This is a genomic window from [Erwinia] mediterraneensis, assembly GCF_900604315.1.
GTDB classification, from domain to species: domain Bacteria; phylum Pseudomonadota; class Gammaproteobacteria; order Enterobacterales; family Enterobacteriaceae; genus Pantoea; species Pantoea mediterraneensis_A.
Map to the genome: position 1 here is coordinate 2102125 of NZ_LR026978.1, position 12260 is coordinate 2114384.

13 protein-coding genes are annotated in these 12260 nt (G+C 51.4%); 6 read left to right on the forward strand and 7 right to left on the reverse strand.

Translation table 11 applies throughout. The features are described from left to right. Positions 1–43: 43 nt before the first annotated feature. The gene (locus tag E0E17_RS09735) at positions 44–586 is read right to left on the reverse strand and encodes a D-lyxose/D-mannose family sugar isomerase (RefSeq protein ID WP_130833835.1); all 543 of its coding nucleotides are present in this window, start codon (positions 584–586) and stop codon (positions 44–46) included. Between the two features lie 219 nt (positions 587–805). On the opposite strand from E0E17_RS09735, the gene E0E17_RS09740 reads away from it, so the two are divergent. The 5 genes from E0E17_RS09740 to E0E17_RS09760 all read left to right on the forward strand — a co-directional run bounded on the left by E0E17_RS09740 (position 806) and on the right by E0E17_RS09760 (position 6959). Continuing rightward, entirely contained in the window at positions 806–1840 is a 1035-nt protein-coding gene (locus tag E0E17_RS09740; RefSeq protein WP_130833837.1) for an NAD(P)-dependent alcohol dehydrogenase, read from the forward strand. Positions 1841–1844: 4 nt separating this feature from the next. Further along, on the forward strand, positions 1845–3362 hold the full coding sequence (gene xylB, locus E0E17_RS09745) for a xylulokinase (RefSeq protein WP_130833839.1): 1518 nt from the start codon (positions 1845–1847) through the stop codon (positions 3360–3362). After that, positions 3359–4864, forward strand: a complete 1506-nt coding sequence (locus E0E17_RS09750; protein WP_130833841.1) for a sugar ABC transporter ATP-binding protein — start codon at positions 3359–3361, stop codon at positions 4862–4864. The genes xylB and E0E17_RS09750 overlap by 4 nt, the downstream gene beginning before the upstream one ends. A gap of 75 nt (positions 4865–4939) precedes the next feature. Beyond that, positions 4940–5917 (forward strand): ABC transporter permease, encoded by a 978-nt coding sequence (locus E0E17_RS09755; RefSeq protein ID WP_439654631.1) that lies wholly within the window; start codon positions 4940–4942, stop codon positions 5915–5917. Positions 5918–5951: 34 nt separating this feature from the next. Next, positions 5952–6959 carry a substrate-binding domain-containing protein gene (locus E0E17_RS09760; RefSeq protein WP_130833845.1) on the forward strand — a complete coding sequence of 336 codons (1008 nt, stop codon included), beginning with the start codon at positions 5952–5954 and terminating at the stop codon, positions 6957–6959. Positions 6960–7083: 124 nt separating this feature from the next. Here the strand turns inward: E0E17_RS09760 and E0E17_RS09765 are convergent, their stop codons facing one another. The 6 genes from E0E17_RS09765 to E0E17_RS09790 form a co-directional block, all read right to left on the reverse strand. Further along, a complete protein-coding gene (locus E0E17_RS09765; protein ID WP_130833847.1) occupies positions 7084–7491 on the reverse strand; it encodes a hypothetical protein in 408 nt (135 codons plus the stop codon). A gap of 218 nt (positions 7492–7709) precedes the next feature. Beyond that, positions 7710–8111, reverse strand: a complete 402-nt coding sequence (locus E0E17_RS09770) for a hypothetical protein (RefSeq protein WP_130833849.1) — start codon at positions 8109–8111, stop codon at positions 7710–7712. A 218-nt stretch (positions 8112–8329) separates the two neighbouring features. Further along, positions 8330–8731: a hypothetical protein gene (locus E0E17_RS09775; protein WP_130833851.1), complete on the reverse strand. Its 402-nt coding sequence runs from the start codon at positions 8729–8731 to the stop codon at positions 8330–8332. A 217-nt stretch (positions 8732–8948) separates the two neighbouring features. Next, positions 8949–9350, reverse strand: a complete 402-nt coding sequence (locus E0E17_RS09780; RefSeq protein WP_130833853.1) for a hypothetical protein — start codon at positions 9348–9350, stop codon at positions 8949–8951. After that, on the reverse strand, positions 9343–9954 hold the full coding sequence (locus E0E17_RS09785) for a DUF8812 domain-containing protein (RefSeq protein ID WP_130833855.1): 612 nt from the start codon (positions 9952–9954) through the stop codon (positions 9343–9345). Before E0E17_RS09785 ends, E0E17_RS09780 begins: the two co-directional genes overlap by 8 nt. Before the next feature lie 493 nt (positions 9955–10447). Next, positions 10448–11116, reverse strand: coding sequence for a YecA/YgfB family protein (locus E0E17_RS09790; protein WP_130833857.1), 669 nt, complete (start codon positions 11114–11116; stop codon positions 10448–10450). Between the two features lie 333 nt (positions 11117–11449). Here E0E17_RS09790 and E0E17_RS09795 point away from each other — a divergent pair, with 333 nt between their 5' ends. Then, complete coding sequence (locus E0E17_RS09795) at positions 11450–11905, forward strand: RcnB family protein (protein WP_130833859.1); 456 nt, start codon at positions 11450–11452, stop codon at positions 11903–11905. Positions 11906–12260 lie beyond the last annotated feature (355 nt).

Consider the following 12260-nt stretch of genomic DNA (forward strand, 5'->3'; position numbering starts at 1 on the left):
TGAATCATGACAGATCTGCTGTCCGGATGCGAACGCTGTTTACTCAGGCCAGACGATTTACGCGCGGATCGGTAAAAATATCCAGCTCATCGCGGCTTTCGGATGAGAATTCTGAAACCACCGCCCCCTGATCGCCCGCCTGGAACCAGTGACGGGTATCGGGGGCAATGGTGTACTGCTCGCCCGGACGCAGCAGAATGTAACGGTTACAGGTATACCAGGCTTCGCTGCCTTCCGGCACCTTACACACCGGCTCACCAGTAGCATCATTGGGTGTCAGAGTGTCATCATCCACAAACAGGTAAACTTCGCCCCAGCGGCAGCGGAACGTCTCCTGTTTGCCCGGTGTGCCGCTAAAAGGCGGATGCAGATGTTCCGGGCAGGTCTGACGCGGGAACAGCACCAGTTCTTTGGCGCAGTAGCGTGGGGAGTTAACGTAGGTCAGAAGCTGCAGGCCCGATACCGGATAGTCCGGCAGGCCAAAGGTGGCGATTTCAATACGCTGCTGCTCTTCTTTTGTCAGAACGATCTGCGCCTGCTGCAGAAAATCCAGGGTGCGCTGTACAGCTTCCTTCGGTGTATTCATCGTGGCCTCTGTGCTGTTAATGGTATCGGTATCATTAAACCCATCCTTCTCGCGAGGAATCTGTGATCTCCGTCGCTAATTGTTAATACAGGCACTTAGATTCGTTTACATTGATCGAGAAATTTTAACCAGCATCACAGATTTTTCCCCTTCAATGCTCCAGTATCGCCGCCACTGAATGATATCGATACCATTAAAATGATTTCCTCGGAGGTGCGCATGAAAGCGTTAGTGTTGGCCGAAGCCGGTAAAATCGCCATTGAAGATCGCGAGTTTGATGAAGCGCTCGGCGAAAATGATGTGCAGATCAAAATTCACTCTGTCGGTATTTGCGGCAGCGACGTGCACTACTATCAGCATGGCCGTATCGGGCCGTTCGTGGTTGAAGCGCCGATGGTACTCGGTCATGAAGCCTCCGGCGTGGTGCTGGCGGTAGGGAAAAATGTCACCCATGTAAAAGTGGGCGATCGCGTCTGTATGGAGCCGGGCATCCCCGATCCACAGTCTGCGCAGTCACGCGCGGGCATTTATAACCTCGATCCGGCCGTGCGTTTCTGGGCAACCCCGCCGGTTCATGGCTGCCTGCGTGAAACCGTGGTGCATCCGGGTGCCTTTACCTTTAAGTTGCCGGACAACGTCAGCTTCGCCGAAGGGGCGATGGTGGAGCCGCTGGCTATCGGCATGCATGCCGCGACCAAAGCGGGCATCAAACCAGGTGATATTGCGCTGGTGATTGGCGCCGGTCCGATCGGCGTGGTTACCGCACTGGCAGCGCTGGCGGGTGGTTGCTCCGATGTCATTATCTGCGATCTGTTCGACGAGAAGCTGGCGGTGGCCGCCAACTATGAAGGTCTGCATGCGGTTAATATCAAAACCGGCGACCTGGCAGGCAAAATCGCCCAACTCACCAGCGGTAACGGCGCGGATATCGTGTTTGAGTGCAGCGGTGCAAAACCGGCTATCGCCACGCTGGCCGAGCACGCAGCACCTGGTGCCACCGCCGTGCTGGTGGGAATGCCGATTGACGCTGCCCCGATGGATATCGTGGCCGCCCAGGCGAAAGAGATCACTTTCAAAACCATTTTCCGCTACGCCAACATGTATCCGCGTACCCTGCGCCTGCTGAGTAGCGGCAAGCTGCGTGTCCAGCCGCTGATCAGCCAGACCTACAAGTTTGCTGACAGCGTGGCGGCGTTTGAGCGCGCGGCGGCGGGCAACGCCTCCGACATCAAAATCATGCTGGAAATGGAGTAACCCTATGACGCTCTATGCTGGTATTGACTGCGGTACACAAGGCACCAAAGTGGTGATTGTCGACAGCGATCAGGGCGTGATTCTTGGTGAAGGCAGCGCGGCGCACCGTCTTATCAGCGACTCCCGCGGACGGCGCGAACAGCAGGCTGACTGGTGGATTGCGGCGTTGATCGCCGCTTTCCGCCAGGCGGTGGCGGATGCGGGCGTGGATGCGCAACAGATTAAAGCCCTCGGCGTCTCTGGCCAGCAGCATGGCTTTGTGCCGCTGGATAAACAGGGCAACGTGCTGCACAGCGTCAAGCTGTGGTGCGACACGGAAACCGCTGCAGAAAATGATCAATTGCTGCAACAGCTGGGCGGGGTGAAAGGCTCGCTGGATCAGCTCGGCCTGATGGTGGCGACAGGCTACACCGCCTCGAAAATCCTCTGGTTCAAAACGCATCATCCGGAACTCTGGGCGCGGCTGCACACTGTGCTGCTGCCCCATGACTACCTGAATTACTGGCTCACCGGCGAACGGGTGGCGGAATATGGCGACGCCTCCGGCACCGGCCTGCTCAATGTGCGCAGCCGGGAATGGGATCGCCGCACCGTAGAGCTGATTGATGACAGCGGTCGACTGTGGAATGCGTTGCCGCCGCTGAAAAGCGCCGGCAGCTGCATCGGCACCCTGCGCCCGGAAGCGGCGGAAACGCTGGGCTTAGCGCCCGCGACCCGCGTCTCTACCGGCGGCGGCGATAACATGATGGCAGCTATCGGCTCCGGCAATATCGCCAGCGGCACCGTGACCATGAGTCTGGGCACCTCCGGTACCCTGTTTGCCTGGTCCGATGCGCCGGTCGTCGCGGACTCCGAGATGATCGCGGGCTTTTGCGCCAGCAGTAACGGCTGGCTGCCGCTGATCTGCACCATGAACATGACCTCGGCAACCACCTCGGTACAGACGCTGCTGCAGGAAGACATTGCCGGCTTTAATGAATTGCTGGCGCAGGCGGCACCCGGCGCAGGCGGCGTAGAAATGTTGCCCTTTTTTAATGGCGAACGCGTACCGCAATTGCCACACGCCCGCGCCAGCCTGCACAACCTCGACAGCGATAATTTTACCCGCGCCAATCTGTGCATGGCGGTGGTGGAGAGCGCCACCTACGGCCTGCGCTACGGCCTGGATCTGTTCCGCCAGCAGGGCATCGAAGCGCGTGAAATCCGCCTCACCGGCGGCGGCGCGCGCAGCGCGCACTGGCGTCAGATTGTGGCGGATGTGATGGGCTGCCCGGTGGTATGTCTGCATGTGCAGGAAGCGGCGGCGCTGGGCGGCGCGATTCAGGCGATGTGGGCGTCGGCACTGGCGGATGATCCGCAGCAGGAGGCCAGTGCGCTGCTGGCTAGCCTGTGCCAGCGTTTTGTTTCGCTGGAAGAGTCAACCCGTACGCAGCCTGATGCTGCACGTCAGGCGCAATATGAAGAACTTTATCAGCGCTATCTGCAACGTCTGCAACAGGCTTATCCGGAGGTGCAACTGTGACGCGCGATTCCGCTACACCCAACCCCGCTTATTTACTGGAAGTGACCGGGGTAAGAAAAGCCTTCGGCCCGGTCGTGGCGCTGAAGAACGCCGAGTTTTGCCTGCGTCCGGGATCGATCCACGCGCTGTGCGGCGGCAACGGCGCAGGGAAGTCGACTTTTCTCAGCATCCTGATGGGCTTTATCCAGCCGGATGGCGGCGACATTTTTATCAAAGGCCAGCGCTGCGAATTTCACCATCCGCGTGAGGCGTTACAGGCGGGCGTGGCGATTGTGCAGCAGGAGCTGAGCGCCATCCCGGATCTCACGGTGGCTGAGAACATCTGGCTGGGACGCGAGCCGAAACGCTTTGGCTTTGTCGACTTCGCCACGCTGAATCAGCGCACCACTGAACTGCTGAAAGAGCTCGATTTCAACATCAAAGCCACGGAGAAGATGCGCAATCTGAGCGTGGCTGAACAGCAGCTGGTGGAGATCGCCAAAGCGCTCTCACACGCCAACGCCGACATCATCATTATGGATGAGCCTACCTCAGCGATTGGTGAAGAGGACGCGCAGAAGATCTTTCAGACCATCACGCGTCTGGCGCAGAAGGGCAAAGGGATTATCTATGTCTCGCACCGCCTGTCAGAGATTTTCCAGATTGCCGACAGCTACACCATCTTCCGTGACGGCGCTTATGTTCATGAGGGCAATATCGCCGATATCACACGCGAACAGCTGATTGAGTTCATCATCGGCGGCGAGTATGACAGCGAGTTTGCCAAGTTCAATGAGCCTGGCGAAGAAGTGATGATGGAAGTGAAGAACCTGCGCTGGCGCAACAAGATCAAGGATATCAGCCTGCAGCTTAAGCGTGGGGAGATCCTGGGGATCTATGGCCTGGTGGGATCGGGCCGCAGTGAGTTTCTCGATCTGGTGTTCGGCATTCAGCACGCGGACAGCGGCACCATCCGCCTCGGTGATAAGACGCTGGGGCGCCATTCGCCCAAAGAGGCGATCAACAGCGGTATCGCCTATGTCACGGAAGATCGCAAAGAGACGGGCCTGGTGTTGTGCCGTTCGGTGAGCGAGAACATCAACATCTCCTCTTTTGGCGGTATCAGCCGGGCAGGCTTTATCAATGAGAAGCTGGAGCAGGGGCGCGCCAGCGAGATGATTAAACGCTTTAACGTCAAAACGCCGGATGGCGATCAGATCGTAGGCAACCTCAGCGGCGGTAATCAGCAGAAAGTGGTGCTGGGACGCTGGGCACTGCTCGATCCAGAGGTGCTGCTGCTGGATGAGCCGACGCGCGGCATCGACGTGGGCGCCAAAAAAGAGATCTATCGCTTTATGTCGGAGTTCGCCCTGAAAAATAAAGGGATCATCATGGTCTCGTCCGAACTGTCGGAAATTATCGGAATGAGCGATCGCATTCTGGTGTTCCGGGACGGTCAACTGGCCGGGGAGTTAGCAGCAGCAGAGGCCACCCAGGCCGAACTGATGAAGCTGGCGGTTTAACAGAGAGATAAAAAAATGAACGGTACGCACTTTTTAACACCTGGGGTTTCGTTTTTAACCCGCAATAAACGTCGTATGCATAAGTACGGCATCATTATCGCCTTCTTCGTCCTGTGCCTGATTGTGGCGCTGATTGGTGAGTATCAGGTCTCCCAGGGCGCCTGGAGCAGCAACTATTTTCTCAGCAATGAAAACATGTTGATCGTGCTGCGCCAGGTCTCTATTAACGGCATCCTTGCCATCGGCATGACCTTTGTCATCATCACCGCCGGGGTGGATCTGTCGGTGGGATCGGTGCTGGCGCTGAGCGGCATCGTCGCGGCGCGTTTTGCCACCAATAACAGCGGCCTGGCAATTGGCGATACCGCTTCGGCCGTGATGATGCCGATGATTATCGCGCTGGGCATCGGCATTGTTTGCGGACTGATCAACGGCACCGTGCTGGCCCGTTACCGCCTGCAGCCCTTTATCGTCACCATGGGCATGCTGTCGGCGGCGCGTGGTCTGACCATGCTGACCACTGGCGGTAACCCGGTTTCCCAGCTCAACAGTGATTTCCGCTGGCTGGGCAACGGCTACGTGATGGGAATTCCGGTACCGGTAATTATCTTTATCGTGCTGTTCGCCCTTGCCTGGTTGCTGCTGAATAAATCGATCTTTGGCCGTTACGTCTATGCGGTGGGCGGTAACCCGAAAAGCGCCCGTACCTCCGGCATCAACGTGGTGCGCATCAAAGTACTGGTGTACACCCTGTGTGCTGCGCTGGCAGGTATCGCCGGTCTGATCCTCACGGCACGTACCGGTTCGGCGCAGACCAACGCGGGTGCCGGGTATGAACTGGACGCCATCGCGGCGGTGGTGATCGGCGGCACCAGTATGGCTGGCGGCGTCGGCACCATGGCGGGCACCTTCTTCGGCGTACTGATTATCGGCGTAATGAACAATGGCCTCGACCTGCTTGGCGTGGAGTCCTATTACCAGCAGATCATCAAAGGCGCATTGATTGTAGTGGCTGTATTGCTTGACCCTTCGCGCAAACAACAGCGCGATTAATAAATCTGAAAAAACACCCTACCAGGAGAAAACAATGAAAATGACCAAAATTGCGTTGCTCGCCTCGGCAATGATGATGGGGGGCATGGCAGTGGCTCAGGCCGCGCCGGTGAAGATCGCGGTACTGATGTACGGCAACAAAGCAGAATTTGTGCAGCTGATGGAGCGTTATGGCAAAGAGCACCCGGCGGTGAAAAGCGGCGAAGCGGTACTGACTTTCTATGACGGACGCTACGACGCTTCTGTACAGAACGATCAGGCGGCAACCGCTATTCAGACCCGTGCCGATGCCATTATCGTTAACCCGATGGATTTCGAAGCCAATATCGATATCGTGACCAACGCGAACGAAGCCAAAATCCCGGTAGTGGTGACTAACGCCCGTTTAAACACGGAAGAGATGACTTCTGAAGTGGTATCCAACGATGAGCTCGGCGGCTATCTGGAAGCCAAAGCGGTACTGGATAAACTCGACTGTAAAAACAACAAAGTGAATGTGGTGATCATCGAAGGGCCGAAAGGCGGTAGCGGCGAAATCCAGCGCGGCAAAGGCAACGATAAAGCGATCGCGGAATGTGGTCCAGGTCAGGTAACGGTGCTGGAGCGTAAAACGGCGAACTGGTCACGCGCGGAAGCGCAGCCGCTGATGGAAAACTGGCTGCAGAAACATCGCGGCAAGATCAATGGCGTTATCGGCCAGAACGACGAAATGGCGCTGGGTGCCATTGAAGCAATCAAAGGCGCGGGCCTGAACGTGAAAGATTTCGCCATTGCCGGGGTAGATGGTGTGTCTGATGCTATCCACGCGGTGCAGGCGGGCGAAATGGTGTCTATTCTGCAGGATGCGAAAGGCCAGATGCAGGGCTCTATCGACGTCGCGCTGCGTGCCGTGAAGGGCGAAAGCTATCAGCCACAGTCTGATATCTGGAAACAGTACGAGAAAGATCTGAAGTGGAACGGTGGCACGGAGAAACATTACTTTATTCCGTGGACCACAGTGACTGCCGACAATGCGCAGCAGCTGTTAGACGCACGTAAGTAAGCATTATTCTCCTCCGGTAAAAAGCCGGAGGAGAAGTTTCAGCGTTAGCCGTGATGATTACCGGGCATGTTGTTTTAACGGATAAGCGGCACGATGCAGGGGCCTTCCGGCGTTGCTGCATGCCTTAATCCTGTATGAATTTTATGTCGCCTGTCTCCTGAAATATAATTTTTTTATCAGATTTTTTATTTATCTCCGTGATCGTCAGAATCCAGCGTTCTAAATCTACCCCTTCTTCTTCAGCAGGCTGGTCTAATGTATAAGTCAATTTCCCGTGTGTGAAAATAAAGCCACGCAGATTCCTGCCATAACCGGTATTAATTGTTTCGCCATGACTTGACTGAAAATTACGCTTATGCTTTTTATCGAAGAAGTGGCCGGTGAGATTTTCACAGTCAGATACAATAATACAGTTCCCGATAATCTTGATTGCGTATCGATCGCCATCAAAAGAAAAATTAACATCCTGTTGTGACCAGGCGAAACTGTCAAATGTCAGTAACGAAAGCAGTAACAGCAATTTTCTAGTCATTTCTTATCCCTCAGATAAACAGAGATTTCTTTTCCAGTCGCTATTTCACAGGCCACGCTTAACCTGAAAAATAGCAGATGTACGTAAATCATCATTCCGATTTTGTTCCGGAATGAATGGAGGAGAACCTCAGCCTCAGTTGATTACCGGTCTTCTGTTTTGACGAATAAGCGGCTGAGTTTTACATACATCACAGAACCGCTGCAAATAACTTTACGCTACAAAAAATCTATATCGCCCCTTTCCTGAAAAATAACCTTTTCTCCACCTTGTTTGTTTTTCTCAATGACAGTAAGGATCCAGCGGTGTAACTCTACTCCTTCTTCTTCAGCAGGCTGGTCTAATCTATACATCAATTGGCCTTGCGTAAAAATAAAGCCCCGCAGATTTCTGCCATACCCGATATTGATTGTCTCACCATGGTCTGACTGGAATTTATTGTTGCGTTTTTTATCGAGGAAATGACCGGTGACATTTTCGCAATCAAAATATATTTCACAGTTGGAAACGATGTTGATTGAGTAACGTTCGCCATTGAAGGAGAAATCAATATCCTGTTGAGCCTGGGCGAAACAGTTAAATGTCAGTAACGAAAGCAGTAACAGCACGTTTTTAGTCATTTCTTATCCCAAAGATAAACAGAAATTTCTTTTCCAGCCGCTATTTCACAGGCCACGCTTATCCTGAAAAAAAGCAGATGCACGTAAATCGTCGTTCCGATTTTGTTCCGGAATGAATGGAGGAGAACCTCAGCCTCAGTTGATTACCGGTCTTCTGTTTTGGCGAATAAACGGCTGAGGTTTACATACATCACAGAACCGCTGCAAATAACTTTACGCTACAAAAAATCTATATTGCCCCTTTCCTGAAAAATAACCTTTTCTCCACCTTGTTTGTTTTTCTCTGTGATAATAAGAGACCAGTGGTCTAAATTTTCACCATTACCATCATTAGGCTGTCTTAAGGTATAAGTGAATTCACCTCGCGTAAAAATAAAGCCCCGCAGATTCCTGCCATACCCGATATTGATTGTCTCACCATGGTCTGACTGGAATTTATTATTGCGTTTTTTATCGAGGAAGTGACCTGTGACATTTTCGCAATCAAAGTCTATTTCACATTTGGAAATAATGTTGATTAAGTAACGACCACTGTTGAAAGAAAAATTAATATTCTGTTGAGCCCAGGCGAAACAGTTAAATGTCAGTAACGGAAGCAGTACCAGAAAATTCCTCATCATTTCTTATCCCTCGATAAATAGAGCATTCCTTCTTGGCCGCTATTTCACAGGTCACGCTTATCCTGAAAAATAGCCGATGCACGTAAATCATCGTTCCGATTTTGTTCCGGAATGAATGGAGGAGAACCTCAGCCTCAGTTGATTACCGGTCTTCTGTTTTGACGAATAAGCGGCTGAGGTTTACCTACATCACAGAACCGCTGCAAATAACTTTACGTTACAAAAAATCTATATCGCCCCTTTCCTGAAAAATAACCTTTTCTCCACCTTGTTTGTTTTTCTCTGTGATAATAAGAGACCAACGGTCTAAATTTTCACCATTACCATCATTAGGCTGTCTTAAGGTATACGTCAATTCACCTCGCGTAAAAATAAAACCCCTCAGGTTCCTGCCATACCCGATATTGATTGTCTCACCATGGTCTGACTGGAATTTATTATTGCTTTTTTTATCGAGGAAGTGACCGGTGACATTTTCGCAATCAAAATATATTTCACAGTTGGAAATGATGTTGATTGAGTAACGTTCGCCATTGAAGGAGAAATCAATATCCTGTTGTGACCAGGCGAAACGGTTATATGTCATAATTAAACATATTAACACTAATCTTTTAAGCATTTTCCATTCCTTTCATTAAGTGAGGGATTCTTTTCCTGTTTTCTTCATGCTGGAGTAGATAAGGTTCGTTCTTTATATGCATAATTAATTGCAAGGGGTCATTTTTTTCAGCTACAGGAACTGATTTTTTACGAAATATCCCCTGAAAGTTCATGTCAATTAAAACTTCTTTTAAGAATGTATTCATTTTTCCCCAAGGGATAGCACCTGCTTTTTTATAAGTATTGTAAAATCTGGCTGTGCGATCAACGTAATCAGGATAAATGATTTGAAATAATTTTAACTGCTGCATTTCGGTTATCTCACCAATTTTATCTTTGTTTTTTCGAACAAATTCTCCTGCCTGACAATGGGTTAACTTTACCCCTTCAGCTATTTTTTCTGCCTGCAACTGTGTAATACCTGCCATGATAAGGGTACGCATGACCTCGTTTCGGGTGCGTTTCCCTAAATCATAGCCTCGCCCAATGGTCACACCAGAACCATGACTGTTACATTTCGCCATATTGCCGGGCCAGTGAATTTTTCGGGAATACCAGGGGCTGCCAGGAATATTATTTCCTTCTGCTCTGAATGTTAAAAGACCGTCCTGTGGTTCTAACATGCTTCATCCTTGTTAAATATGAACCTTATATAAACAGATGCCTGTACGAAAAATCTCTGTTTATAGCGCGGTTAATAATATTTCAAGAAACAATGAGTTAGCTTATAAAATTATATGAATATTAAAAAAGATATTGCTGTCGGCTTCCGGTGCTCTTTTAAGTTAGGTGGTGAAATTTATTATACTGCGAGGTGGTTTAGTTTCAACAGAAAATTATAAAAAAGTGCGCTTGTATATTATTTTAATTTAAATAATTCAATGTAAATTACTTTATTTTAAATATCTAATCGTCATTATTAATAGCAAGCAGGTTGATAATGTGGGGATGCAGGAAGCGGTTTTTGAAGCTGAAATGTTAATATGCGGCAGGCATGGACTGATGACATCTGAAAACAAGCGATAACGCAGAGCCTTATCTGGTCATTTGCCGGTCATCACTGCCCGGCAAATGAGAAATTATATGATATGACCCTGATTGATTACGGGATAACGATCAGTGCAAACAGCACTGCTTAAACTTCTTTCCACTACCGCAGGGGCAGGGATCATTTCTGCCGGTCTTCGGCTCAGCAATAACCGGCTGCTGAGGCTGCGGCACCACTTGCGGCTGCGCTGACCAGTAGTCATACAGTTGAAGCGCGGCGGGGCGTATTGCTTCAATGCTCTCTTCAAACGCTTCCGGCGACAATTGATCCAGCGCCGCAAAATTCTCTTCTTTACCGTGCAGCGCAATGGCCTCCAGTGCCGGTTGCACATCGGCAGGTAGTGCTGACCAGTCGCTCAGTGCCACGCCGCGCATATAGCCGAAGCACCACTCTTCTACCACGGTAAATTCCTGGCCTTCCAGCTCACGTATACCGAATACCGGTTCAAACTGATCCGGATAATCGCTCAGCCTGTCGGCAATATCGTTCATATGCTGGAAAGTGAGGTTAATAAAGCGATCCCTTTCGCGTTCAGACGCCCATTTGGGAATATGTTGCTGCCCGCCCCAGAGCGCAACCAGCCATTCACTGGGTTCCACCTGGGTGGGGCCGGAAAGCAGGGCGGTCAGCATGCCATCCAGTTCGGCCACATCGACTACCGAGTTATCATTGCCATACTTAATCAGCGTCTCTTCCAGCCATTCCAGCTCTTTTTCAGTCAGTGGGCCTTGTTGCATGTTTTGCCTCCTCAGGCACAGGCAGGTTATCCGGTATAACCGGTAATAACTGCAGCGATAGTTTCAAATCGGGTTGCAGCACAATGATGATAGTGTCAGCGATTCTCTGCGCTGATGCGAGCCCGATCTGGCAGCCATCCACGACAAAATGCCGTGGCAGCTGGTTTCGAGCGGCAGGAACGTCGACCAGACGCCGGAATTCTGGCCTGAAATGCCTGAATCTGGAACATACCCCGACAGTCAAAAATCGCGGCGCACATGTGGAACAACCGACCTGCTAAGATTGTCTGTAAACTGGACGCTTGTGAAAAAAACATACAAACAGGAAATACTATGCGCAAAAGCAAGAAGTTACTCTTATCCGCAGGCTGGCTGATGGGCGCGTTTTATCTTGTTCCTCAGGCGCAGGCAGAAGGCGAACCGGACGGAGTGCCGCAGCCGCCGCAGATTGAACAGCCTGCCTCTCAACCCGAAACCTTACCGCCCGCCGATGCCGCGCCGGAGTCCCCGCCAGCGACTGCCACAGCGCCGCAGGCCGCGCCTGCAACGCCTGCGGATCACGATCTCACCACTGTCATCATTGATTACAAAGAACATCAGATTGGCGATGTGGTACCGCCGGAATATCTCACCAAACCCTATGAAATCACCGAGTGGAAAAAACGTAACCTGCCAGCCCCGGAGGAAAACAGCCACTGGACCTATGTTAGCGGCAACTATCTGTTGATTACTAACGACACAGGTAAAATCCTGCAGGCAAAATCGGGCGATATCTTTTTCCAGCACTGATGGCTGATGCTCCCGGTGCCAGGAAAGTACCACGCGCTGTGATACGTCGGCGTGGTTATTGAGTAAATCCGGCAGCGGTGGTGTTTAAGTCGGTCAACGCCGCTGCCTGATAATGTCTCGCCTGATGGGCCTGGATAGGGGAGTGGTTATTTCTGACACCTGTCTGGCGACCAGACCGCGTACGGTTGGGACAGCTAATAATACTCTGGCACCACGTAAACAAGACGGAGATATTCATTAAGGTTTAATCGGTAATAAAGTTATTATTAATTCATTAATTAAATATTTGGCGGCTTAGTTTTCTCATTTCGGCAGTAATAACAAACCATGGGATTCTGCTTGCCTTTCTCAGTTT

Excerpts from the sequence above, each read along its gene's own strand:
- E0E17_RS09735 (WP_130833835.1), bottom strand. The coding sequence starts at position 586 with ATGAATACACCGAAGGAAGCTGTACAGCGCACCCTGGATTTTCTGCAG.
- E0E17_RS09740 (WP_130833837.1), top strand. The coding sequence starts at position 806 with ATGAAAGCGTTAGTGTTGGCCGAAGCCGGTAAAATCGCCATTGAAGAT.
- xylB (WP_130833839.1), top strand. The coding sequence starts at position 1,845 with ATGACGCTCTATGCTGGTATTGACTGCGGTACACAAGGCACCAAAGTG.
- E0E17_RS09755 (WP_439654631.1), top strand. The coding sequence starts at position 4,940 with ATGCATAAGTACGGCATCATTATCGCCTTCTTCGTCCTGTGCCTGATT.
- E0E17_RS09760 (WP_130833845.1), top strand. The coding sequence starts at position 5,952 with ATGAAAATGACCAAAATTGCGTTGCTCGCCTCGGCAATGATGATGGGG.
- E0E17_RS09765 (WP_130833847.1), bottom strand. The coding sequence starts at position 7,491 with ATGACTAGAAAATTGCTGTTACTGCTTTCGTTACTGACATTTGACAGT.
- E0E17_RS09770 (WP_130833849.1), bottom strand. The coding sequence starts at position 8,111 with ATGACTAAAAACGTGCTGTTACTGCTTTCGTTACTGACATTTAACTGT.
- E0E17_RS09775 (WP_130833851.1), bottom strand. The coding sequence starts at position 8,731 with ATGATGAGGAATTTTCTGGTACTGCTTCCGTTACTGACATTTAACTGT.
- E0E17_RS09780 (WP_130833853.1), bottom strand. The coding sequence starts at position 9,350 with ATGCTTAAAAGATTAGTGTTAATATGTTTAATTATGACATATAACCGT.
- E0E17_RS09785 (WP_130833855.1), bottom strand. The coding sequence starts at position 9,954 with ATGTTAGAACCACAGGACGGTCTTTTAACATTCAGAGCAGAAGGAAAT.
- E0E17_RS09790 (WP_130833857.1), bottom strand. The coding sequence starts at position 11,116 with ATGCAACAAGGCCCACTGACTGAAAAAGAGCTGGAATGGCTGGAAGAG.
- E0E17_RS09795 (WP_130833859.1), top strand. The coding sequence starts at position 11,450 with ATGCGCAAAAGCAAGAAGTTACTCTTATCCGCAGGCTGGCTGATGGGC.